Raw genomic sequence first — 19229 nt, 5'->3', positions numbered from 1 at the left:
TTTATTTGCGTGGTCATGGAATCGGCACAAATGGTCATGGCGATGCTCCATACTGATCCCATGGCAAGCCTCGACCAGTACCAAACCCCCTCCAAAGCCACCCGATACCGAGTCCGATGGATCACCAACGGCACCCGCGAATCGCAATCATTCGACACCGAAAAAGATGCCCTGCGCTGGAAAGCCGTCATCGAAGCCGCCCAAGGCGACACCGACCGCGCCCTAGAATCCATCGAGAATCAACTCGAACAAGGCCCTACCGTCACCGAACTCCTGATCCGGCACATCGACCAGCTCACCGACGTAGGCGACTACCAACTTGGCCGATACCGCAAAGCCGTGGAGCAACACTTCGCCGGCGACCTCGGCGCGACGAAGATCCGCCGCGTCACCTCCGAGCACATCGTGGACTGGCAACGCTACATGGCCGAAAAAGGGCTTCAGGCCAAGTCCATCGCCAACCATCGTGGCCTACTGTCCGCAGCGTTCTCCACTGGCATCCGGCTCCGCATCATCGACCACAACCCCTGCGCAGGTGTACGCCTCCCTAAAGACAACCGGCCCACCGAGCAGATGCAGATCATTCCACTTGACCAATGGAACGACCTCATGGGAGTGATGAACGCCCACTACGTCCCGTTCTCCTGGATGCTCCTCTATTCCGGGGCGCGGTTCGGAGAACTGACCGCCGTGCAGAAACCAGACTTCGGATTCATCGGAGCCACATCCGTCCTGCGCATCACCAAAGCATGGAAGGAAGATGACAAGTACAAGTACTACCTCGGCGCTCCCAAGACCAGGAAGGGCAAACGGTCTGTCTCGCTGTCCCGACAGGCAGACAAGATGATGCGCCCCATACTCTCAAATCGCACAGATGAAGAACTCGTATTCAAGACCGTGTACGGCCGTCAGATCCGATCTTCCGCCTATCACAAGGTCTGGGGGCAAGCTTGGACAGCACTAGGGGTTCCGAAAGAGCGGCGGCCGAGACCCCACGACGTACGGCACACGCACGCCTCCATGATGCTCGCCAACGGCATGGACATGTACGAGCTTTCCCGGCGGCTCGGTCACGAATCCGTTAAAACAACAGTCGATCGATATAGTCATTTGGTAGAAGGTGCCCACGCACGTGGCGCTTCCATTGCCGACTCCGCTTTCGGGTGAAAGGAACCCTTTTGAAACGATCACTTGCACTTCTCTCTGCCTCTGCTTTGCTTCTGGCAGGGTGCTCGTCCACCATAGAACCAGAGCCAACTAAGGAGCCAGCGCCGGCAGAATCCGCTGCGCCTACCATGGCTAAAGACATCTCTGCAGACGTGCGAGACGCCGCCGGCGCCGCAGGCGAAGCGATCACCAAAGCCGAGGAAACAGAGCCAGGACGAATCAGCGTTGAAACCTCACTCGTGGACCCACGCGGTGAGGACGGAAGTGCCGAAGCGAAGCAAGCTATCGAAATCTGTGAAGCTGCTGCAGGCCTCGATGGCGTGACGTACGTGAGCGTGCTCGAAGAAGATGGAACCAGTTGGGTGCTGTTCGGGCATCCGGCAGTGCCAGAGGGTGAATGCGCGGAGGTGTAGGAAACCGGATTTCGCGGCGCTGTTTCTACGGTGTTCCGTGGTCCGGTACTGTCCATGGGTCGGCCCGGAAGGTGATCTTCGCGTCCTGCCTCGTGTGCCATGGGTCATCGTCCTCAGTGGACACCCACATGCTGTCCGCCCGCCTGATCCTGGTTACAGTCGAACCGGGGACCCATCGGACATCATGCTGGCCGGTGGTGACGTAGTCGATGATGCTCACCGGATAGTCGATAAACACTTCTCCGGGCACCCAGCCGATCACCTGCGCATGAATCTTCCCCAGTTCCGGATCCAGGACTTGCACGTAAGGCCGCTCCCCGGGCATGTACCGGTTCATGCTCTCAAAACGCGGGTCGGAATAGGTCGGCATGAATCAATTGTGCCTTAACGCAGAAAGCTTCCCTGCGTTCAAAAGAGCGCAGGGAAGTCCATTATCTATGCGAGGAGTGAGCGAGAAGAGGTAAGTGCGAAACGAAATGTATCTTGTTTACCTCAGCTTGGATTAGTTGAAAGCCAGCTCGCCAGCCTTGAAAATCGGCATGGTTAGCGGCTGTATAAACACTCGCTGCGATACGTCTGCGACGGACTGCCGGATGAAGGGCAAGAGCGTCATGAGCGCGACACGGTTCGCAAAATCCAACATCAATGATTCATCGATATCGTCAATGTTTAAATCGTTAAGAGCGTACTCCGCGGCCGTCTCAACGTAAATTTTACCGGGATCAGAAATTATGTCCGTTGTCACCTGTATGCGGAACTTCTTGTTGCTTTCAGTATCCCTGGCCATACTCATACTGAAGTCGGTTTCTACATTGTATTCACCGTCAATGAACCCCTTGGCAAGCTCGTCATTACCTTGCTCTTTGTTTGATCGGACTGCAGACAACTCAAGAATCACTATGTCTAGGAGACTGACGTCTTCCACAAAAAGGTGAATGTCAACATTCTCAGGCATCGATCACACTCGTCCTATAAGCAGTTTTTGGGGTTCCCCACCGGCTACCTGAACCAGTCTTGCCTCTAGCCTTGAACGAGACGGTATTGGACTTCAAAGTGGCTACAATCGCTTCAAAATCGGACTCCGTATTTTCTACACAGTCGTCAACTACGGCAATCTCCAGCCGCGCTCCGACGGCAAGAGCGTAGCGCCTGATCGTCGCAAGAGTGGGGTTACTGTCATAGTGTTCAAATGCGGCAACGGTTGGTTGACTAACTCCCATCCGCTCCGCCACAGAAGCCTGCGACAGCTTGTGCTCTTTGCGCAAGTTCACGAGTCCACTGAGCATGTCAGTATGAACATCCACTAAAGATTCTGCGCGAGCTTCAACACGATTCAGCTCTTCATTCATAGACTAAACTCTATATTTACATTAGGCATAAAAGCAATTGGTTACAGCCCCCAACGAACGTTTACTCCATCACGGTATATCTTCTTAGCCTTCGAAATTTCTTTGGTTTGCAGACGACTGATTTCTTTCGGGTCCTCAAGAATAATTTTTTCATGAACATGATGACCTATGAAGAAATCGGGTTCTACAAGCGGCTCTGTGTGATACATCCGAACCAAAGCCTTTGAATAAGTGAGCTCACCAGACTCAGGATCACGCTCGGTGACGTTGACGTTCTGCCAGCGGATCTCAAACATGGGGATCTCCGGATCGTGACCAACTGTTGCAACTTGCGAGATCGGCCTGAGAGTCCCTCTCGCAGCTCTTCGCAAGTAGTTCTTAAATTCGGCTTTGAGCATAATCTCTGCGTATGGGTTCCAGACACGGTCGGGTCCCCTAACCGTATCCATGCAACGCTCGACGGCTTCTTCAATAGCATCCCCGGTGATACGCCGCCCATCAAACCAGTGAAAATTCACCGGTCTACTAGAACAACACCGAGACGAAACTGATCCTTGATCCACAGCAAAGAGCCTATCTGAAAGATGGCTGAGAATCATTCGACGCGTCCATTTAGTATGAGCCACAGACCGTTAAACACAGAAATGCCCCACCCTCGTGTTGAGGGTGGGGCGATTTGGTTTCTACTCGTTGGGTGGTTCGACGTTCTTCTTCGCCAGCGCCGCCTGCAGCAGGCCAGCAACGCCGGCGAGGGCGGCTACTGCCCAGCCGAGCAGGGCGATGAACTCAGTAACCTGGTCCTTGGTGATGAATCCGAAGGTGATCGCTGCGGCGACGATCGCGCCGAAGGTCACCAGTGCCAGCGTGTAGATGCGTTTGCGGGTTGCGGGGTCGCTGAGCCCGGTGCCCTTTGCTTCGTACTTGCCCATAGTGGGTTCTCCTTAGTTGTTGTCGTTGAGCCAGCGCTGGATGGCCTTGCCGGTTTCCTTCAACGGCTTGCCGTCCAGTCGCCACTTGCGGGTGTCGTAGTAGACGTTGCCGCGGTGCCCCAGGTCGTCGGCCAGCATGCGCTGGAACTCGACCCAGAACCAGTAGCCGTCGTCGCCGTCCTTCTTCAGGGGGGTGCCCTTCTTGACGCCACGGGCAGTGAACGGAGTCTTGAGGTAGTAGCCGTTGCGCTGCATGAGCGTCATGGTGTCGGTGATGGTCAGCTTCTCGAACTTGCCATCCCACTGTTTGTTGAGCCCGCCGATGACGTTCTTCAGCAGGATCTGCAGGGCGCCGATCTCCCACGACTTGAAGTTGCCGTTGATCTTCAGGTCGGCGTAGTTGTCCGGGAAGTTCGTGGAACCATCCGGGGTGTTGGTCGGCGACTGGTCTTTGACCTTTGGACGCGACGCCACGGGCACCGTCTCGCCGGTGACCTTGCCGCCCAGTTCCTTCTCCCACAGGGCCACGGTGTCCTCGACGCTGCGGTTAGCAGCTGTCCAGGAGAACTCGACGTGTAGATGGTCGGTGTGAGGGTTCACGCCGGTGTACTTGTACCAGCCGGTGTACTTGTAGCCGCCGGAGAAGATCTTCTGGTTGAAGATGATGCACTGGATTCCCAGTTCCTTGGAGTTCAGGCGCAGCTGCTCGGCGAGCTCCTGGAACACCTCGATCTTGTCGTACCACTTCAGGCCGAGGTCGAAAGCGCGGCCCTCACCGTGCAGCGACGTGGTGCGGGTGGAGCCGCGTACAGGCCGACAGTTATAGATGCCGGAGTTCCGGCCGCCCTGCTCCTTGTACTTGGCGAGGAACCAAGCCATGGCGCCCTTGGCGCCGGGGGTCGGGCCCTTGGTGCAGGTCTTGGCGCCTGCATAGCCTCGGTAGATCGCCATGGTTACTTGCCTCCTAGCGGCTTGATGCCCGACGCGGGCTCGACGTAGTCCAGGTGCTCTGGATCAGTGATCTCTTCGGGGTTCGGGTCGTCGTACTCTTCCTGGTCGATGGCTTCCATCGGGTTCAGATCAGACATGATGTGTCCTTTCGGGCATAGAAAAACCCAGACACCGTTCGTGCCTGAGCATAAGAAAAGCCACCCGGTGGGTGGCTTTCATTCGGATGAGACGTGTTCCTACATCTGATCCAGTTTTTAACTACACAGTGACAATTCGTCGTCTAATGTATTGCTATGAGAAAGATTCTGCAGGGCCAGTGGGTAGTGGCAGCCCTTACCGGGTTAGGTGTAACAGGCATAGGGATTTTTGCTACACGTCTGCTGGAAGCTCCATCTTGGTCATACGCTGTCGCGTTGGCTTTTGGCATCACAGCTTTCCTACTTCTCGCATTTTTCATCGATCGGATCGGAGCCAAGAAAATGGGAACAGAGAAAGCAAATTCGGATGAATCTCAATACGGAAGCATGGTTCGAGCAACCGACTGTGTCGGGCTCACGATTACGAATAGTTCAGTTCCGAAAGGGATGGCAATCCTAGACGCTAGGAATACCAAGGACATTCGGCTCGACAACAACGAACAGCGAGATGACCCGAAATAACTGCTGAGAGATTTTCGGTTATTGATCGGGCGCGTATTTCGATTTCAGCTTGCCAACGTCTTCAACAAGCTTTTCCTGGGCCTTGTCGGATTCCTTGGCGATAACGATATGCTCGTCTAGCTTCGCCGTGGTCTCAGCAAGCTTGTACGCAGTCTCATTGCTACGGTCCTCGATGCGCTTCACCGCGTCCTTAATAGACCCTCCATGGTTCGGTGTCACCTCATGGTGAATGCGCTCCGTCTTCTCCTCCAGCGCGAGGATTCGGGCTGACACACCAGGTTCGGCATGCTGCACTATTTGACCGGAGCGGTCTTTCTTCTCGGGCTTGCCATTCCATTGATCGAGGAAAGCCGCGAACTCTTTGAACCTTGACCAGATGACATTCGCTGGCTTCCAGAAGAATGCGATCAGCAAGATCATGACTGCCGTATAACCAAGCCAACCATTCGGGCCGCCCAGGAATTCGGGTATTACAGGCATCAGCACCACCCCGGGGCGGCGCGGGTCTTGGTGGGCATTGTTACCTCGCTTTATGACTTTCGTGCAACGTTTGATTATTGGTACGCAAACTGTCTGAACCTTGTGCTTAGCTGTGAATTGCCGATTAACATAATCCGAGCAGTAAGGGGACGGCGCTACCGCGCCAAGCTGCCGGGGCGAATCATTGGGGAACTTGGGAATGAACTTCTTCCGACCACGCAAAGCAGACAGCAAGAATCCGTTGAACCTGCTGCGCAAGGCCGTGGGCAAGAAGCCTGTCCGCTACCATGACCGTGCGTCCGGACCGGTCGAAATCGACCCGGACGCACGCGAAATAGTCATCGTCTACGGAAAACCCAAGAAGGACTAACCCTTCTACCCGTCTTCCTTCACCGCTTCAGCTTTCTCCTTGCGCAAAGCATTCAGCTCCTGCATGGTTACTTCCAGTTGAACCGACAGGCTCGTGTTCTCGAACATGAGCGAGCCGATCTGGTTCGCCTGACGCTGGATGATCAGGTCTTTCGCTTCCGGGGCCATCTGATCCCTTCCTTTCATGATTTCTTGTATTTAGGCTGCTGGTTCCAAGGCCTGGACCCGCAAGGCCAGCTCGTCGAGCTGGCGTTTTAGTACAGCGGTCCGTGCATTCGCCAGCCGCTCGTAGGACAAGCCCAGCGTCTGGTTGTCAGCATCACGGATCACGAACGCTTCACCACCGGGAACGCTAGCCACGTCCTCGGCCACCATGCCCGGAACACGCCGCAACGGCTGGTCGATCACGGTCTGCTGGTATTCATCCCTCACACCTAGCGCCCAAAGTGCCTCCCGGTCCTCATACTCGGCCTTATCGATCCAGTCCTTCACCGGTATATCGAGCAGCTCGTCCGGCAACTCCATGAACTGCTGGTCAAGCTTGAACCTGGATGCCGAGGACGACACGTAGAGCGTTCCCGGTGCCCCGCCGCCGATCGAGATATGCGCGTTGGCTGCGAGGGTCGTGGACGGAGTATCGAGCGCCCTGAATCGGGCATTGGAAATCAATCCCGAGTTCACGGTTAACCCTTGCCAGGCCACTACGCCGAGGCCGTCCTGGCCGCGCAAGTTCAGCGCGCCACCGTTCGGCTCAATATAGATGCCACCAGTATTCGATCCGCCGATTGATCCATCGCCAGTGTCCGAGAACCAGATGCCCATGCGGCCGCCGTCGTTAGCGGAGTTGATGATGATGCGTTCCCCACCGATGGTTCCGACTCCGAACCGCTTGTCAGCGAAAACGAAGCCGTTGGCCGAAGCCATGGTGAACATGCGCTGCCCTGTGGAGTCGTACCCGTAAAGCCCGCCTGGCTGCATGATCACGCCGCCGGAGCCGGAACCGTTCAGTTCGGACCGGATGTCGGCGCCGTAGATCGTTCCAGCGGTGAAAGCCCCACCAATGAATTCCATCGTGTTGGTTTCGGTATTCACGTAGAACTTCGCCGCAGGCGAGAATCCCGGCTGCCCCGTGTAGAAGTACAGTCCCTTCTCGTTGAGCTCCATCCACCGTTTGTCGCCCCACTGGTTGCCCGTGTCCACCAAAGCTGTTTGGAACTTCGAACCAGTGATCACGGCACCATTAGCGGTCACATCACCTGTCGACGCATCGATCCGGAATGTCTCATTCCCGCTGGCATTCCATGCCCTGAAATAGTCAGCGTCGATCTTGATCCCGCGGTTCGCTGTAGCTGTGGTCTGATACAGCGCGGAAGTGATCTTGTGCTTCGCGGTGATCGCCAACGCATCCAGATGTTCAGTCTTCACCGAGTTGGTGATCAGGATTCCGCCCCGCATCGTGCCGATCCACGACGCATCGGACACCAGGGAGTTCACGTCGATCTGGTCGCCGGTGGCCTTCTTGAAGTTGAGGATCTTCGCCCACATTTCTTCGGTCACCGTCAGATGATCAGCCAGCACTCCGCCGGACATGATCGTGGCATAACCGACCTTCGGCCTGAATGAAGGGGTGCGTACCCGCAGGTATCCGGAGGATCCGCTAGCGTAGGCGATCCTCGGATACACCTCTGCCACCCCCGTAGGGATCGTCACATTGAAGGTGTACTTCATGAAGTTGACGCCGGAACCGCCAGGAACAACAGCGGCAACAACCAGCGTCCCGGTTGACCCGTTACCGTAGAGCATGTCCAGCTGCGGCTGCCATGCGGCGCCACTGTCCGACCACACGTCCAATTCCAAGGCGTACTGCTCCCCCGGCGTGACGCTGATCATCTGCCCGGAAGCTATCGGCCCCGGACGCAAGCTCAGGTAGTAATTCGTCGTGGTCGCTGCCACGCTGTTGGCGCGCATGTAATAGAACCCATTGACCTGCTGCGTGAACACCGGGTTGATCTGCGACGACGACAAAGCCAAACGCATATCCTTGTTCCGTGACGACACGAACCCAGGATCCAGAATCAAGTTCCCGTTGCCGACGCGCAGCATGTCCGTAGCAACCGACTTGAAGCGGGAGAAGTCGGCCCACAGCTCGTCAATGACCACGGTCTCAATCTCCGCGGCTGAAGCAGTCAACCGGGAAATGTCCATCTGGCCGGCCGTACCCGAACCGATCTGGATCTTGGGGATCACCACAGGATCCAGCGGCATCGACACCCACGCGGCACCGTCCCACCGGAAGAAACCAATCTGCGCCCCGGCCGCGTTGATCTGCTGCCACAACGCACCTACCGGACGATCCACACCGTCGGCCGGTGTCGGCGCAGACAAGGAGATTTCCGGCAGACCACGCAAGGCCTCATCGATCAGCCCGTCATTCGAGCTCAGCTTTTCTCCGAGCGTCACACCGGTATCCAGGAGCATCTGATCCGAGTTCTCGATCTTTACCTGGCCAGCATCAATCTGCTCGGTGAGTTCGCTCAAGTCCACGTTCGCCGCAGGAGTCACGGACTGGATCGCGGACGGCGCGGACTCGTTGCCCGACCGGTCCACCGCCGTCAGATAGACCCACACCGTCGCATCGGCTGGCATCGTCTCCGACTGGTACACCAGCCCCGGCTCTGCCCCGTGCTTCGTGCCAGTCAGCACCCACGGCCCTGAAGCCGAGGCGCCTTGGTAGGCGTTGAAGTGGGAGAAGTCCCTCGGCATCGTCTCACCGGCAGCACCCTTGCCCGACACCCGGACCGTGATCGTGCGCAGCCACGTGGTCAAGTGGCTGGCCAGGAACTCCGGTACAGGAGGCGGTGTGAGGTCGTCCTCCATGGTCACGGCGGTCACCGGAGTCCACGCGGACACCTTGCCGTTCTCGCCCACGGCACGGACCTTGAAGCCGTACTGCTCCGGGGTCACCCCGTCAGCTTTGAACACCGGCAACGGCGAATATGCTGCCTCGGTATCCGACGTTGTGAGCAGCTGCGCCCAGGGACGGCCCACCTCATTGATCCGATAGAACACCTGGAACCGGTCAATCGTCATGGCGGTGCCATTGGTTGCGTTCCCGTCGTGCGCCCAGTCCAGATCCACTCGGCCAGCAGGCCAACCGTTATCGTCGATATACGAGTCCACGCCGACCACCAAGCCGGAAGGCATGGAAGGAATGCGCGTGTCCGGGCCTTCCGGTGCTGGCCGGGTGCCGTTGCCGCCGGCGGACGCGCCACCGGTGATGCCCTTGGTACGTTTCGCCAGCTTCGTGAGCAGATCTTCCAGCCGGTCGCCGAGGACCGCGTGACCGCGCAGCCCCTCCGGCGCAACGGTCAAGGACAAGGACATGACGCGCAGGCGCTCAAACTTCGTGCCGCGCTGCGCCCATACCCAATCGCCCACCTGGTAATCCTGGAAAGGACGCACCCGAGAGCCAGCGGTCACCGTGAATTCGCGGGTGTAGGAGATGCGGGTGGCCGAACCCTTCAGCAGGTCCTGGTCTGCCAGCAACGAGGCGGTGCCCGGATCGGACACGCCACCCTGGGTAATGACGGTTTCCAGCCGGCCGAGCGGCTGGGATGCGTTGTTCGCGAAAGTCCACGACTTGCCCTCGTCGCCCAGCACCAGCGCATCGGTGACCAGGTCCTCGTTCGTCCAGTCCTCCGGAGCCGACGATTGCCCATCAGCCACCACGAGACGCACCTGGTTAGAACCAGTAGTCCGGTCTCGGGCCATCGTGGTTTCCGGGTTGAAGATTCGCAGCGTGCGGCCTTCCCACCGGTAATCGCATACGCCCTGCTGGTACAGGTTCGACAAGACGGCTTCAAGATCCAGTTCCAGATCATAAGCAATCGTGAGAACCTTCGCCCACGCCTGCCCCGAGGAATCCGTGGTGGAGCTGAAATCTATCTGGATTCCGGCACCCCAGCCGCGGCTCTTCGCGTTCTGGATCAGCGTGGCCATGATCGTGCCAGCATTCGCCGACAAGAACTGCACCTTGCCATCCGCGTCCACAGGCAGGCCGTTCGGCTCCCACACCTTCGCACGGCGCAGCATCCAGCCGATACCGACGAAGCTGTAATTCCGGGTCGGTGTCTCCTCCAGATGGTCGAAGTTGCCCGTCATGGACAGGAACCGCGCATTCGGCGGCTCGACCCACGAAGCACCATTCCAGTACTCGTATGCTAGCTCCGTCACGCCGTCCAATACGACAGCATTCACGCCCTGCCGGTGGTAATGCACCGAGGAAGTCGGCAACTCACCCATAGGGGTGACCAGCTGCGCCTCCAAAGCATCCGGCAAGGGTGCACGCTTCGCACCGAAAGGGGTGTACGGGACAAGGCGAGTACGCAAAATAGCCTCCTAAAGGGGTAATGATTGAGCACCCAGACGTGGAATATGCCTATGCTCAGCAAAGCAATTCACCAACGAATTGTTTTTTAGAGAAATGAGATTCGATGACCAAAGAAACAAGTCTGCCGATCAGTACCGAGCTGGCTGAGAGCATCAAGCTCGTGAACGACGCACACGGTAGCAAGCAAGCACAGCCAGGCGTCAGCCCACTTGACCATGCACGGGACGTCGCCATTGAGGAACTCGGCAAGCATGTGACGAGCCTGGCCAAAGCCATCGTTGAGCTGGAGAAGGAAATCGTCTTCCTCAAGGCCAAAGCCGACTAGCTAGGAACACACGGTGGCGGGCGCTATCGTTCCCGCCACCAGTTCAGCCCCCGGCTTGGAGTCGTTCTTCGAGTTCCACATCGGCCTGCTCGATTGCTGACTGAATCGCAGCGACATCAACCAAAGTCCTGCTATGAATTTCCGCTGGCCCGCAGTCGCTGTTTCCAACGCTCGTTGGAACCAAATTGTCCTTCGACACCTTGGATGCGTCGAGCCTTAATTCATGATTACTCGATGCAACACGATTCATTTCTCCCCTCCCGATATCGATTACTGGGAGTTCGATGTGCTCGACTTTTACGGTTTCGTGATTCATGATCCGTCCTTCCTAGATGAATGATTTCTTGGCCCTGACAGTGACCAACGGGCTTGTCGTCGCGTTGATCGCCCCAGTGATCCGCATCTGATACCGGCCGGCACCAGACACAAAATCAGGATTCAAAGTAAACATCGGGCCAGACCCCCGATTGGAAACGACGCTGTTGATGACATCGGTACCGCCCACCAGATCCCACGTATCCGTCGAATGAAGACGGGCCACCCAATTCGCCGTATCCACCACCACATACTGGGTAGACGTTGCCGCCTGGTTCACCGTCAGCCGATCCCCCGACACAATGTCTTCAAGGATCACCTGCGAGAAGTTCCCCCGGAAGCGGATCAGCGCATCATTGATCGGCCCCGTTCCCCCGCCGAATTCGGTGAGGAACGGCGACGGGTTACTAGCGCCCTGCGGAATCGGCTGCGTCGAATCCACCGTGGCAGGGCTGCGCCAGAACACCGAGGGGGCGCGCAATGCAACGCCCATCTTCCACATGCGTTGCCCTACACGTTCCGGTTCCACGGATTCCAGCACTTCCACCTTGGCTTCTCGGCCCCGAACAGTATCCGCGAGCGTCAGGAGCCGGTGGCGTTGGCCCAGCACGCCGTACAGCAGTTCGGCGTTGGCTTCCACGCCCGCACGGTCTGCCCCATAAAGGGTGATTCCGAGGACAACCGCCCCAGGTTCATACCTGGACCCCAGCGATGGAAGCGACCCGTCACGACCCGGGAGCGCACCATCAGCAGCGGTGCGCTCCGGAAAGATCCTCAACACCGTATCCGTGTTCAGCCTCCACTTGCCCGGGTTCGTGAGCGGTAGCCCGTCAAGGGTGATCATCAGAACGCTCCAATCGACGCGGCCAACCGAGAACTCGCGTTCTCCAACTTCTTCGAACCAGGCTCTTCCACAGGGTTGTAGTTCTTCTGGTTCACAGTCACATTCACCGTCTTACCCTCACCAGAAAACGCTCCGGAGCCGGTGAACGCGTACGAACCGTTAGCGTTCAGCTCCGGGTCGATGCCATTCGCGATCATCCACGACACATCCCCCAGAGTTGAAGCAAGCGCCGGCATCGAAGCCTCAATGCCAGCGCCAAGGCCCTCCATGATCCACCCGCCTGCAGGAACCAAGAGGGCTAGGTCATAAGCCTTGGGTCCCTTATGGTCAGCAATCCACGAACCAATACCGCCCACGAAATTCTTCACGTTCTCGAAGCCTTGCTTCAATCCATCAAGGAATCCCTGCAAGATTTGCTTACCCGCATTCGCCAGCAGATTGCCCACACTGCCAAGGGCACTCAGAATCTTGTTAGGCACGCCCTTCACCCAGGAGACAACATCGTTGAACTTGTCCACTGCAGCCGTCTTGACTTTGCCGAACCATTCGGCAGCCTTGGCACCAAGTTGAGCAAGCTGATTTAGCCGTCCAAGGACTTTGCCGGGAATACCCCTGAACCAATCAAGAATCGAATTCCAAACATTTGTGACCGTGGACTTAACCGAGTTCCAAATGCCAGATAGGAAATTCTTGGCATTATTGCCAGCGTCCTGAATAGCCGAAGTGATCTTTGCCCAAGCCGCCTTGATCCAGCTAATAATGTCGTTCCAAGTGTTGCTAACAAACTGTCCGACGCTCGACCACAACCCATTCCACCAGCTGCTGATCGATTTCCCGACGCCTTTTAGCCAATTGAAGAATCCGCCCCAGATTTCCTTGATCCAGTTGACGAAGCCTCCCCACACCTCGGAAATCCAGTCGCCCACACCAGCCCAGAATTCACCCCACCACGCCGCGAACTTCTCACCAGCAGACACCAGCCAAGCGCTGATTTCTTCCCAATTCGCGACAATCAACCAGATGACGGCGATCAGCGCAATCACGGCGGCGATAACCCAAGTGATTGGGGAAGCCCACAACGTAGCGTTCAGGATCAGCTGGATGACGTTCCAAGCGGCCATGGCGCCTTGCACCAGCCAGATCGCTGCGGCGAACGCTGCAAGGCCGAGAGCGAGTGGCCCAAGGACTGGCGCCATTGTCGTCAGGAAGTCCAGGATCGGGGTGAGCGTCGGCAGGATGCCTTCGACCGCTGCGGCGAAGGTAGTCTCAACGGTGCGGGAAAGCTCCTTCACAGCGTGCCCCGGCCCGCCGTTGATTTCCTCGCCAGCCGCGGCAGCTTTACCCCCGAATTCGCCCAAGGTTCCGCCGGCACCAGACAGCGATGAAATGAACTTCGGTATTTCCGCTGTGCTCAGATCCTCAATCGGAGTACCGAACAGGGCCAGTGCCGCTTCGGACTGGGCGACAGGGTCTTTCATGTCCTGCAGGCCGCCGATAATCTTCTGGAACGCTGCGGCCCCATCATCGCCGCCCTTCAACAGTGCGGCGGTCATCTTCTCCTGGTCCATGCCCAGAGCCGCGTACGCGTCACCCGTGGCCTTGGACATGTCAGTTGCGCGGATGCTGAATTCCTTGACTGCGTCACCGGTCTTGTCGATGCCGTACATGCCCTTGGCGGAAGCATCCACGAGTAACGACATGGCTTGCTCTCCACTGAACCCGAGCTGCTGGAACATGGGCCCGTATTCGTCAATGGCATCCAGCAGGTCTCCACGCAGCGCCTTCGGAGTCTGCTGCAGCGCGACCGTGAGCATATCCGCAGCTTCGATACCATCCTTCGCGAAGCCGGTGGTGATCATCTGGCCGGCGACCTGGGCCGCCCGCGTCACGTCTTCCTCTGCAATACCTGCGACTGTGGACATGGCGCGTGCCATGGCTTCAATGTCCGCTTCGGACGCACCCCGCATCCCATCAATCGAAGAGATGACCGATTCAACGGCACCGGTCACGTCCTCGATGCCCTCACCCATGCCCGAGGCGTACAGCTTCCCGGCCACGTTACCGGCCTTCTCCGCCTCCGCCCCGGTCAGCCCAAGGGAGGCGTTCATCTTCCGGGTTGCACCGTCCGTGTTGATGCTGGATGCCAGCCCGGAACCGAGAGCCGCACCAGCGGCAGCGCCAGCCGCCGCCGCAGCGACAGTCCACTTCTTGGAATCGAGGGAGTCCATGGCCCCGCCGACTGCCTTCTCAAACGGGCCAGAATCCAAATCAAGGTAGCCTGTTAGTTCACCGATTGACAGGGACAAGGAAACCTCCCAGGTTCTCTTTATTCGGTTATTTGCGGCGGTGCGCGGTCGGCTTCTTCGGAGGGTACAGTTTCAGGCGCAGCCGGGAATGCTCCACCGCCATAAGCCCGGAAACCCTCGTCACCAGCCACACGTAAGGCCGGTTCTTCAGGATGCCGTCCGCAGTGTCCACACCATAGAACTGGTGCAGGTCAGCATCGATCAATTTCCAATGCTTGTAAACGTCAGCCCACGTTAGCCCCGAGTTTGGGTCTTTGCCTTCGGGGTACTCGTACCATTCCGAGAGGCCGGTTTCCGGGTCGTACTCGCCCCGCCCGTACGGGTCCGGGTCGCCGTTCGGCGCTCCGCCCTGTTCGGGGCTGGGGCTTTTCCCCCCGAGTTCCAGTACGCCTCAGCCTTGTCCGCACCGAACACGGCGTGGAACAGGCTGTAATAGGCCATGAGCTTCACATGCTCATAGGCCAGCCCTTCATCACGAGTAAGTGTTTCGTGCAGCTCCGGGCCGAGAGTCTGCACAATAATGTCGTTCTCCTGCGCGTCAGTGAGCACAAGCTTGTCGTCATCCGACAAACGGACTTCCTGGTCATTCTCCTGCGCTTCGTGGGCGCGCTGCGCAATGTCCAGGAACCGTTGGAAACGCAATGCCACATGCGCGGACGCGTGCGGGATCAAGTAGGTTTTACCGCGCACCGGTAGGGAGTGCCCTTCACCGAGTACAGCATCCAGATCTTTCAAAGCCATGATGTTCAAGCCTTCCGTGCCGAGGATAGTCGAGGTCGATCCTTGCCGCCGCACCCTCGACAAATGCGGCGGCAAGGAAAATGGTTAGACAGCGGCGGTGTACGGCACGAGTGCGCCACGGCCGGTCAAGGTAATGGCGGCTGTGGTCAGGTCGGTTTTCGGACCGCCGTTCTCCACGTAGGACACATCCGCCACGCCCTGGTCCCCGGCGGCGGGGGTGACGCCACGCTTCGTAAAGCGAACATGGACGAGACCGCCCTCAGCGATTTCCCGGCCTGCAGCCTTCAAGATCGCCTGGCCGGGGTCTGCTGGCAGGGAAGCACGCGGAACCTTCGCGGTGGCCTCAGCAGTCCAGGAGATGCCGGTGGCGATCTGTGAACCCCAGTGCGTGCCGTCGAACTCTCCGTCATCTTCAAGGTTCTTCTCTGTCTGCGGAGGAGTGAACTCGGTGAGCCCCTTTACCGGGGTCCACGCGGTCGGTTCGGTGCCGTCAAGGTATTCGGCTACTTCGAGCAGCCAGTCACCGAGCACGCCAGAAACAATGTCAGTCATGGTTTTACCTTTCGGTTAGTCTTCGCGGTGGGTGCCTGATCGCACCAACTGCAGGTAGTAGTTTTCTGTCGCTTCCTGCCGGTTGTTGCTGTCCGGTGGAAGATTGGTCCCGGATTGCCGTGCGATCCGGATGATTGGTATGCCGCCCCAGGTGGTGTGCTTCAGATCGTGTAGCGCGTCGAAGGCACGGTCAGCGATGTTCTTCACGCTCACCCGGTCATTCCGTCCGCCCCGGATCCTCAACTGCAGCCCCACCACTGAGTCGGTGTTGCCGGAGTCGGTGACCGGGTACAGGGTCAGCGCTATGGCTTTGTCCTGGTCGGTAGGGAGCTGGTCAATAGTTATGGCCGTGTCATTCGGACCGAAAACGCCGGTCGTGTTCCACATGCCGACGTTTTCAGCGTGAAGGAATTCCCCTGCACCAGTCAGTAGGTCAACTTGGAACCCCATCTAGAACTCTCCTGCTATGGTTCGACGCACAATTTCGCGTACAGCATCTTTCTCAGAGGCAAGCGCGGTTTCGAGAAATTTCGCTTGCCTTCCCTCGTCGTGGCGCAGGCTAAGGTCCTCGTGCTGCACTACCGCGTAGGGGGTGTTGTAGCTGACGGCGGCGCGGAGGTTCTTAGTATCCACGGAGGTGGCGCCCGTGTTTTGCAGGGTGCCTTCCTCGTGGGGGATGATCTTGTTGGATTCGCCGAGTACGTGTTCGGCTGCGAGTCCGAGGCCGCGGCCTGATGCGTTGCGTAGGCGTGGGATGACGGGGTTGGTTTTGAGTTTCCAGCCCTTAGCCATAACTGCCCCCTTTAGGTGAGATTCACTTCCACGTGTGCGGGAAGGTCCAGCAGGCCGGGGTCCGCTATGCCGGCTTTGATGACGAATGCTGTCCTCGTGGGGAGGATTACTTCCGAGCCTGGTTTGAAGATTCCTGCGTACTCGGGAGGGCAGGTGAGCGTGGTCTCTGAGATTACTTCGGCGCCGGCCCCGTCGCGGACCTGGGTGCGGGTTTCGTCGGCGAAGCATCGCACACCGGTGGTCTCTTCCCATGTGTCGCCCCATGAGCCGGTTCCGGTGAGGGTTCGGACGGTTACGGTTTTGTCGTAGAAGTCCTCTAGCTCGTCTGCAGCTGTCATCGGTTCACCACCGTGCTGATCAGACCAGCGTTGCGGAGAATCGAGAACGCCGAAGTGCAAAGCGCACGCAAAGCGTCCACCCGCGCCTGCTTAGCCCGGGCCGCGTCCGCCGCATCGTAGGACACCGAGGCACCCTTGATGCTCTTGGAAGATGCCACACGCTTCTCGGCTTCCACAAGCTCGCCTGCAGTCGGGTCAAGACCGTTGGCCGCCCAGAACGCTACCTGCTCGCACGTCGCTTCCTTGAAGGCCGTGGCGTGGCGTGTGAGCCGTGGTAAGCCCTCTGTATCAGCCGGGTATACGGCCAGCATTGTCGCTTCCTCCACCAGCCCGGAGGCCGAGCGGAGAAGGGGCACCACGTTATCCGGCGGCGCCTGACCAGTCCATTCCTGAACGTCCGCAGCTGTCGCATAAATACGCATGATGCCCCTCCTTCGTTATGCCCAGGTCACGGTTCCATCGACACCCGGGCCGGTCGGTTCCACAGTGCCTGAGGTTCCTGCTACGGATGCGGTGAGAATCGCACCGCTGGCGATCGTTACACGGTCGCCAACCTCGTAGGCTGTCGATGCAGCCCACGCGGTGATGGTTCCTGCGGTCTCATGCCACTCGGCCAGGTGCGCAGTCTCAGCTGCTTCCTGAACCGCCGGATCGCTGGAAACGAGCCCAGCCAGCACAGGGCGATTGCCCTCTACAGCGTGAATCTCCGGCGATACGACGTTAGGGCCGTGCGGGTTGCCGGCTTCACCTTCCAAACCAGCGTTGGTTGGCGGCAGGAAGTCGGTAGGCCGTGGATCCACAGCTGCATCACGGAGGGTGGTGCCGTCGAAAACTTCGCCAACTACTCGTGGGTCAGCTCCCATTAGTTGCCACCCCCTTCGGTGTTTTCAGAGTTGCCAGTGTTCTCGGCGTCCCATTCGGCCTTTTTCTCAGCCGCGGCGGCCAGCAGGGTCGAACGGTTCTTGCCGTCCTCCTCCGCCTGAATGACACGCTCGAACTCGCCAGCAATCACGGGGTCGTGGCCTTCAGCTACGCCGAGGTAGGCCAGTACTTCGTCAACCGAATGCTTCGACGGGTCGAATGGACCCTCGTCGGCGCTCTCGGTGGACTGTGCGCGAGAACCGGACACCTTGAAGCCGAGCTTCTTGAAGTACGCCTTATGGCCAGCAGACAGCGTCTCGTCAGTGGTCGCCACGCCGTCCTTGAACTCCAAGGTCAGCGGACCGTAAGTGTCAGTACCGGTGTATCCCTCTTGAGGGGACTTGATGGTTGTTGCCATGGTCGTTCCTTTCCAGAATGGGAAAGGCGGGACACTCGTAAGCGTCCCGCCTTCCACAAAGGGGGTTGGTTAGGCCGAGACCTTGACACCGCGAGCAACCGCGGCAGCCTTGGTAGCCTTCAGCGCGACACCGACCGGGCCCATCTCCACTTCGCCGGTCTTCACAGCACCAGCCTTGGTGAAGTCAGGCAGCCAAGTCTCGACCAGCTGACCGCCGGCAGTGGACACGCCGTGGAAACCATCCAGGCCGATACGCACCGCGTACAGGTCAGTAGCGCCAGCGGTCACCGGGATGATGTCCTGGTTGGTGCCGGCCTTCTTACCAGCGTCGAACAGGAGCACGTTGCCGTAACGCTCCAAGCTCGACTTGCCCGGGCCCGGCTCCTTGACGTACATCGAGGAGCGACGAGCAGCTGCACGGATCTTCGCCAGCGCCTTCGCGTTGGAGATCAGCAGGGTTGGGTCGCCGTCCAGCAGGCCCAGCAGTTCGTCCAGTGCGTCAAGCACCTTGAAGCTGTTGTCCTCGTTCATGACTGCAGACCAGTCGAACGCGGTGTTACCGGCAGCCACCTCGGTGGTGGAACCGGTCAGCGCCTTGGACAGGCCATCGAACGAATCCTCGTTCACAGCGGAGTCGCCGTTGATCGCAGCATCCGAGAAGGTAGCCTTCGCAGCACGGATCTTCTGATCCATCTGCAACTGCACCTCACCGGTAGCAGCTGGGCCGATCTTCGCCAGAACACGGTCGATCTGGAACGAACCGCCCAGGATCTTCAGGTCCGAGCTGTGGCGAGTGGTGGTCGCCTCGGTCGGGGTGTACTCGGTGTTGACCGCACGGAACTGTGCGTCACCCATGGTGGCCAGTCGGCGGTACGAGTAGGTCAGGGTCGCTCCGCCACCAGCTGGGTTCACAACGTCATCGAAAATGAGGTTGTCCAGCAGGGCGGAGGTACGGAATTCATCGATTACCGCGGTATCGACGTCGGTGGCGGCGTTCTGAGACGCCTGCGCAAGAGTTACGGGCATGGTG

Annotated in this window: 28 protein-coding genes; 5 read left to right on the top strand and 23 right to left on the bottom strand. The window is 58.6% G+C overall.

The window, feature by feature from the left end; translation table 11 throughout:
• The first annotated feature begins 60 nt into the window (after positions 1-60).
• Entirely contained in the window at positions 61-1167 is a 1107-nt protein-coding gene (locus JOE62_RS03945) for a tyrosine-type recombinase/integrase (protein ID WP_204720527.1), read from the top strand.
• 128 nt (positions 1168-1295) lie between these two features.
• Positions 1296-1580, top strand: coding sequence for a hypothetical protein (locus JOE62_RS03940; protein WP_121866189.1), 285 nt, complete (start codon positions 1296-1298; stop codon positions 1578-1580).
• A 25-nt stretch (positions 1581-1605) separates the two neighbouring features.
• Here JOE62_RS03940 and JOE62_RS03935 read toward each other — a convergent pair whose 3' ends face one another.
• The 7 genes from JOE62_RS03935 to JOE62_RS16470 form a co-directional block, all read right to left on the bottom strand.
• The gene (locus JOE62_RS03935; protein ID WP_204720525.1) at positions 1606-1950 is read right to left on the bottom strand and encodes a hypothetical protein; all 345 of its coding nucleotides are present in this window, start codon (positions 1948-1950) and stop codon (positions 1606-1608) included.
• 132 nt (positions 1951-2082) lie between these two features.
• A complete protein-coding gene (locus tag JOE62_RS03930) occupies positions 2083-2535 on the bottom strand; it encodes a hypothetical protein (RefSeq protein ID WP_204720523.1) in 453 nt (150 codons plus the stop codon).
• Positions 2528-2929, bottom strand: coding sequence for a type II toxin-antitoxin system RelB family anti-toxin (locus tag JOE62_RS03925; RefSeq protein WP_204720521.1), 402 nt, complete (start codon positions 2927-2929; stop codon positions 2528-2530). Before JOE62_RS03925 ends, JOE62_RS03930 begins: the two co-directional genes overlap by 8 nt.
• A 41-nt stretch (positions 2930-2970) precedes the next feature.
• Positions 2971-3447, bottom strand: a complete 477-nt coding sequence (locus JOE62_RS03920) for a hypothetical protein (protein ID WP_204720519.1) — start codon at positions 3445-3447, stop codon at positions 2971-2973.
• Positions 3448-3612: 165 nt separating this feature from the next.
• On the bottom strand, positions 3613-3858 hold the full coding sequence (locus JOE62_RS03915) for a hypothetical protein (protein WP_204720517.1): 246 nt from the start codon (positions 3856-3858) through the stop codon (positions 3613-3615).
• Between the two features lie 12 nt (positions 3859-3870).
• Positions 3871-4809: a VldE C-terminal domain-containing protein gene (locus JOE62_RS03910; RefSeq protein WP_204720515.1), complete on the bottom strand. Its 939-nt coding sequence runs from the start codon at positions 4807-4809 to the stop codon at positions 3871-3873.
• Between the two features lie 2 nt (positions 4810-4811).
• Positions 4812-4946, bottom strand: a complete 135-nt coding sequence (locus JOE62_RS16470; RefSeq protein ID WP_275587946.1) for a hypothetical protein — start codon at positions 4944-4946, stop codon at positions 4812-4814.
• Between the two features lie 156 nt (positions 4947-5102).
• On the opposite strand from JOE62_RS16470, the gene JOE62_RS03905 reads away from it, so the two are divergent.
• On the top strand, positions 5103-5468 hold the full coding sequence (locus tag JOE62_RS03905; RefSeq protein WP_204720513.1) for a hypothetical protein: 366 nt from the start codon (positions 5103-5105) through the stop codon (positions 5466-5468).
• 18 nt (positions 5469-5486) lie between these two features.
• Here the strand turns inward: JOE62_RS03905 and JOE62_RS03900 are convergent, their stop codons facing one another.
• Complete coding sequence (locus JOE62_RS03900; protein ID WP_204720511.1) at positions 5487-5888, bottom strand: hypothetical protein; 402 nt, start codon at positions 5886-5888, stop codon at positions 5487-5489.
• 259 nt (positions 5889-6147) lie between these two features.
• On the opposite strand from JOE62_RS03900, the gene JOE62_RS03895 reads away from it, so the two are divergent.
• Positions 6148-6318 (top strand): hypothetical protein, encoded by a 171-nt coding sequence (locus JOE62_RS03895; protein WP_204720510.1) that lies wholly within the window; start codon positions 6148-6150, stop codon positions 6316-6318.
• A 5-nt stretch (positions 6319-6323) separates the two neighbouring features.
• On the opposite strand, the gene JOE62_RS03890 is transcribed toward JOE62_RS03895, so the two are convergent.
• Positions 6324-6485: a hypothetical protein gene (locus JOE62_RS03890; RefSeq protein ID WP_204720507.1), complete on the bottom strand. Its 162-nt coding sequence runs from the start codon at positions 6483-6485 to the stop codon at positions 6324-6326.
• A 30-nt stretch (positions 6486-6515) separates the two neighbouring features.
• Entirely contained in the window at positions 6516-10706 is a 4191-nt protein-coding gene (locus JOE62_RS03885) for a fibronectin type III domain-containing protein (RefSeq protein ID WP_204720505.1), read from the bottom strand.
• Between the two features lie 104 nt (positions 10707-10810).
• Between JOE62_RS03885 and JOE62_RS03880 the strand changes: the two genes are divergently transcribed.
• The gene (locus JOE62_RS03880; protein WP_204720503.1) at positions 10811-11032 is read left to right on the top strand and encodes a hypothetical protein; all 222 of its coding nucleotides are present in this window, start codon (positions 10811-10813) and stop codon (positions 11030-11032) included.
• 43 nt (positions 11033-11075) lie between these two features.
• Here JOE62_RS03880 and JOE62_RS03875 read toward each other — a convergent pair whose 3' ends face one another.
• The 13 genes from JOE62_RS03875 to JOE62_RS03815 all read right to left on the bottom strand — a co-directional run bounded on the left by JOE62_RS03875 (position 11076) and on the right by JOE62_RS03815 (position 19225).
• Positions 11076-11348 carry a hypothetical protein gene (locus JOE62_RS03875; RefSeq protein ID WP_204720501.1) on the bottom strand — a complete coding sequence of 91 codons (273 nt, stop codon included), beginning with the start codon at positions 11346-11348 and terminating at the stop codon, positions 11076-11078.
• A gap of 12 nt (positions 11349-11360) precedes the next feature.
• The gene (locus JOE62_RS03870; RefSeq protein WP_204720499.1) at positions 11361-12191 is read right to left on the bottom strand and encodes a phage tail family protein; all 831 of its coding nucleotides are present in this window, start codon (positions 12189-12191) and stop codon (positions 11361-11363) included.
• A complete protein-coding gene (locus tag JOE62_RS03865) occupies positions 12191-14221 on the bottom strand; it encodes a phage tail tape measure protein (protein WP_204720497.1) in 2031 nt (676 codons plus the stop codon). Before JOE62_RS03865 ends, JOE62_RS03870 begins: the two co-directional genes overlap by 1 nt.
• Before the next feature lie 304 nt (positions 14222-14525).
• Positions 14526-14702 (bottom strand): hypothetical protein, encoded by a 177-nt coding sequence (locus tag JOE62_RS03860; protein ID WP_204720495.1) that lies wholly within the window; start codon positions 14700-14702, stop codon positions 14526-14528.
• 29 nt (positions 14703-14731) lie between these two features.
• The gene (locus JOE62_RS03855; RefSeq protein ID WP_204720493.1) at positions 14732-15238 is read right to left on the bottom strand and encodes a DUF7426 family protein; all 507 of its coding nucleotides are present in this window, start codon (positions 15236-15238) and stop codon (positions 14732-14734) included.
• 84 nt (positions 15239-15322) lie between these two features.
• A complete protein-coding gene (locus tag JOE62_RS03850; protein ID WP_204720491.1) occupies positions 15323-15790 on the bottom strand; it encodes a phage tail tube protein in 468 nt (155 codons plus the stop codon).
• Between the two features lie 15 nt (positions 15791-15805).
• The gene (locus tag JOE62_RS03845) at positions 15806-16240 is read right to left on the bottom strand and encodes a minor capsid protein (RefSeq protein ID WP_204720489.1); all 435 of its coding nucleotides are present in this window, start codon (positions 16238-16240) and stop codon (positions 15806-15808) included.
• A complete protein-coding gene (locus JOE62_RS03840) occupies positions 16241-16582 on the bottom strand; it encodes a minor capsid protein (protein ID WP_239543176.1) in 342 nt (113 codons plus the stop codon). It lies immediately after the preceding gene.
• A gap of 11 nt (positions 16583-16593) precedes the next feature.
• Positions 16594-16920 (bottom strand): hypothetical protein, encoded by a 327-nt coding sequence (locus tag JOE62_RS03835; protein ID WP_204720487.1) that lies wholly within the window; start codon positions 16918-16920, stop codon positions 16594-16596.
• Complete coding sequence (locus JOE62_RS03830; RefSeq protein ID WP_204720485.1) at positions 16917-17342, bottom strand: hypothetical protein; 426 nt, start codon at positions 17340-17342, stop codon at positions 16917-16919. Before JOE62_RS03830 ends, JOE62_RS03835 begins: the two co-directional genes overlap by 4 nt.
• Before the next feature lie 15 nt (positions 17343-17357).
• Entirely contained in the window at positions 17358-17783 is a 426-nt protein-coding gene (locus JOE62_RS03825) for a hypothetical protein (RefSeq protein WP_204720483.1), read from the bottom strand.
• Entirely contained in the window at positions 17783-18199 is a 417-nt protein-coding gene (locus JOE62_RS03820; protein ID WP_204720481.1) for a hypothetical protein, read from the bottom strand. The genes JOE62_RS03825 and JOE62_RS03820 overlap by 1 nt, the downstream gene beginning before the upstream one ends.
• A 69-nt stretch (positions 18200-18268) precedes the next feature.
• The gene (locus JOE62_RS03815) at positions 18269-19225 is read right to left on the bottom strand and encodes a major capsid protein (RefSeq protein WP_204720479.1); all 957 of its coding nucleotides are present in this window, start codon (positions 19223-19225) and stop codon (positions 18269-18271) included.
• Positions 19226-19229: the final 4 nt, after the last annotated feature.

It is taken from the genome of Glutamicibacter nicotianae, from assembly GCF_016907615.1.
Lineage (GTDB): Bacteria > Actinomycetota > Actinomycetes > Actinomycetales > Micrococcaceae > Glutamicibacter > Glutamicibacter nicotianae.
The sequence above is the reverse complement of the archived record's forward strand: the minus strand, read 5'-3'. Positions and strand labels throughout refer to the sequence as shown.

What these genes read in the sequence shown, in the direction of transcription:
- JOE62_RS03880 (WP_204720503.1), top strand. Translation starts at nt 10,811, where the DNA reads ATGACCAAAGAAACAAGTCTGCCGATCAGTACCGAGCTGGCTGAGAGC.
- JOE62_RS03895 (WP_204720510.1), top strand. Translation starts at nt 6,148, where the DNA reads ATGAACTTCTTCCGACCACGCAAAGCAGACAGCAAGAATCCGTTGAAC.
- JOE62_RS03835 (WP_204720487.1), bottom strand. Translation starts at nt 16,920, where the DNA reads ATGACAGCTGCAGACGAGCTAGAGGACTTCTACGACAAAACCGTAACC.
- JOE62_RS03845 (WP_204720489.1), bottom strand. Translation starts at nt 16,240, where the DNA reads ATGGGGTTCCAAGTTGACCTACTGACTGGTGCAGGGGAATTCCTTCAC.
- JOE62_RS03865 (WP_204720497.1), bottom strand. Translation starts at nt 14,221, where the DNA reads ATGGGTGAGGGCATCGAGGACGTGACCGGTGCCGTTGAATCGGTCATC.
- JOE62_RS03930 (WP_204720523.1), bottom strand. Translation starts at nt 2,535, where the DNA reads ATGCCTGAGAATGTTGACATTCACCTTTTTGTGGAAGACGTCAGTCTC.
- JOE62_RS03910 (WP_204720515.1), bottom strand. Translation starts at nt 4,809, where the DNA reads ATGGCGATCTACCGAGGCTATGCAGGCGCCAAGACCTGCACCAAGGGC.
- JOE62_RS03850 (WP_204720491.1), bottom strand. Translation starts at nt 15,790, where the DNA reads ATGACTGACATTGTTTCTGGCGTGCTCGGTGACTGGCTGCTCGAAGTA.
- JOE62_RS03905 (WP_204720513.1), top strand. Translation starts at nt 5,103, where the DNA reads ATGAGAAAGATTCTGCAGGGCCAGTGGGTAGTGGCAGCCCTTACCGGG.
- JOE62_RS03900 (WP_204720511.1), bottom strand. Translation starts at nt 5,888, where the DNA reads ATGATCTTGCTGATCGCATTCTTCTGGAAGCCAGCGAATGTCATCTGG.
- JOE62_RS16470 (WP_275587946.1), bottom strand. Translation starts at nt 4,946, where the DNA reads ATGTCTGATCTGAACCCGATGGAAGCCATCGACCAGGAAGAGTACGAC.
- JOE62_RS03840 (WP_239543176.1), bottom strand. Translation starts at nt 16,582, where the DNA reads ATGGCTAAGGGCTGGAAACTCAAAACCAACCCCGTCATCCCACGCCTA.
- JOE62_RS03925 (WP_204720521.1), bottom strand. Translation starts at nt 2,929, where the DNA reads ATGAATGAAGAGCTGAATCGTGTTGAAGCTCGCGCAGAATCTTTAGTG.
- JOE62_RS03825 (WP_204720483.1), bottom strand. Translation starts at nt 17,783, where the DNA reads ATGGGAGCTGACCCACGAGTAGTTGGCGAAGTTTTCGACGGCACCACC.
- JOE62_RS03870 (WP_204720499.1), bottom strand. Translation starts at nt 12,191, where the DNA reads ATGATCACCCTTGACGGGCTACCGCTCACGAACCCGGGCAAGTGGAGG.
- JOE62_RS03890 (WP_204720507.1), bottom strand. Translation starts at nt 6,485, where the DNA reads ATGGCCCCGGAAGCGAAAGACCTGATCATCCAGCGTCAGGCGAACCAG.
- JOE62_RS03815 (WP_204720479.1), bottom strand. Translation starts at nt 19,225, where the DNA reads ATGCCCGTAACTCTTGCGCAGGCGTCTCAGAACGCCGCCACCGACGTC.
- JOE62_RS03820 (WP_204720481.1), bottom strand. Translation starts at nt 18,199, where the DNA reads ATGGCAACAACCATCAAGTCCCCTCAAGAGGGATACACCGGTACTGAC.
- JOE62_RS03940 (WP_121866189.1), top strand. Translation starts at nt 1,296, where the DNA reads ATGGCTAAAGACATCTCTGCAGACGTGCGAGACGCCGCCGGCGCCGCA.
- JOE62_RS03945 (WP_204720527.1), top strand. Translation starts at nt 61, where the DNA reads ATGGCAAGCCTCGACCAGTACCAAACCCCCTCCAAAGCCACCCGATAC.
- JOE62_RS03935 (WP_204720525.1), bottom strand. Translation starts at nt 1,950, where the DNA reads ATGCCGACCTATTCCGACCCGCGTTTTGAGAGCATGAACCGGTACATG.
- JOE62_RS03855 (WP_204720493.1), bottom strand. Translation starts at nt 15,238, where the DNA reads ATGGCTTTGAAAGATCTGGATGCTGTACTCGGTGAAGGGCACTCCCTA.
- JOE62_RS03875 (WP_204720501.1), bottom strand. Translation starts at nt 11,348, where the DNA reads ATGAATCACGAAACCGTAAAAGTCGAGCACATCGAACTCCCAGTAATC.
- JOE62_RS03915 (WP_204720517.1), bottom strand. Translation starts at nt 3,858, where the DNA reads ATGGGCAAGTACGAAGCAAAGGGCACCGGGCTCAGCGACCCCGCAACC.
- JOE62_RS03830 (WP_204720485.1), bottom strand. Translation starts at nt 17,342, where the DNA reads ATGCGTATTTATGCGACAGCTGCGGACGTTCAGGAATGGACTGGTCAG.